The 1,533-nt window shown below is 27.9% G+C and carries 1 protein-coding gene; it reads left to right on the forward strand.

Going from position 1 to position 1,533, the window contains the following annotated elements; translation table 11 throughout:
- Window positions 1–306: 306 nt before the first annotated feature.
- Window positions 307–1,431: an ATP-binding protein gene (locus tag BLT80_RS19815; protein WP_092471287.1), complete on the forward strand. Its 1,125-nt coding sequence runs from the start codon at window positions 307–309 to the stop codon at window positions 1,429–1,431.
- Window positions 1,432–1,533: the final 102 nt, after the last annotated feature.

Genomic DNA, 1,533 nt, shown 5'->3' on the forward strand with positions numbered 1-1,533 from the left:
GCGTGTATATTAACCTTATTCCTCTCTTTTGTTCTTTCTAATTTATCCTTAAATTTAATGAATTGTAAACTTAAGCCGTGTATAATTAATTGCTTTGGCAAGTGCTTATTTGGAAAATTCCTTCGGAATTTTCTCGGGTTCGTATTTGTTTACTAATTTAGTTGCTTGCACGCGCAACTAACCATACACAACAACGTTGTAATGCATTTGCCTAAACCAACTAACTGAATTACTCATTGAATTAATTCTTAAACTCATTTAGACTTTTTTACTGAAATAAAACCCAATAGATTTACCATAAAAACAATGAACAAAACCAACCTGATTTTAGCTTTATCATTATTGTGGTTTTCATTTTCCAATGGTCAACAAAAAGACACGATATATGGACAAGTAAAATCTGTTAGAGAGCAACTCAATTTTCTTGATGAAAATCAGCAGAATATGAAATTATTTAGTGACGAAGGAGATTATGGTCATCATGGTTTTTCAAATCCAAAATTTACTAAAAGTAGGTTTTATAATTGGTGGTATAATACGCCTTTTGTACATTATTCTAACTACCATAAGGAATTGAATGAAAAAGGTAAACCAACTTACGAAGTTTGGTTTTATAAAAATGGTGATACAGTTGCTTTTTTCAATTATAAGTATGATAAGAATGACAATCTAATACAAGAAAAAAAGTATTATGAAAAGGATGATTATACAGTTAGAAATTTCAAATATGACAAAAAAAATAAGTTAAAATCAACAATTTATTATGCATCTGATGACCCAAATCTATATTCATATTCAGAATTTGTTTATGATGAAAATGATAACTTAATACAATCTCAAGACTTTAATGATGATGGAGAAACTTATGGCACAAAATACACTCACTATCCAAACGGAAAAATTAAAGAAGTAATTAGCTACTCACCTTTTAAAGTTATTGAAAAAGACAATAAAAGAACATTATTTAAAGATGGAAATGGTTACAATAAGTTAGACCGTAAATTTATTTACAATGAAAATGGAGATGTTATTGAAATACAATCTTACGACGGAGAATTTTACAGTGAGACATCACCTAAAATAAAAGGGAAAATACTTAAAGAGTACTTAAACGGATTATTAGTAAAAGAGACAAGTTTGAACAGAGCTGGAAAGATTGAGAGATATACTTCATATTCTTATAACAAAGAAAATCAAAAAACAAATGAAAAGTATTTCGTCCCAGAATATCCTGAAAACAATCTTTCCTTTGAATACCATTACGACAAGAACGGGAATCAAGTAAAATTAATCTATACCGAAAAAAATAATCCCATATTAGTAGAATTTGAATATGAATTTGACAATCAAAATAATTGGACAAAACAAATCAAGTCTGTTAATGGAAAGAAACTATTTGTTTGGACAAGAGAAATTGAATATTATAAATAAAAACGCATTACAACAAAGTACTGTGCTAAAAAACAAGTAAAATCCCATTAATTTTTCACTAGCGTACTTTTATATGTTGCATCAAATATTAACCCAGATTTT

This window comes from Winogradskyella thalassocola (assembly GCF_900099995.1).
GTDB classification, from domain to species: Bacteria; Bacteroidota; Bacteroidia; order Flavobacteriales; family Flavobacteriaceae; genus Winogradskyella; species Winogradskyella thalassocola.

Bases quoted from the DNA above. Each gene is read 5' to 3' on its own strand.
- BLT80_RS19815 (WP_092471287.1), top strand. From the start codon at position 307: ATGAACAAAACCAACCTGATTTTAGCTTTATCATTATTGTGGTTTTCA.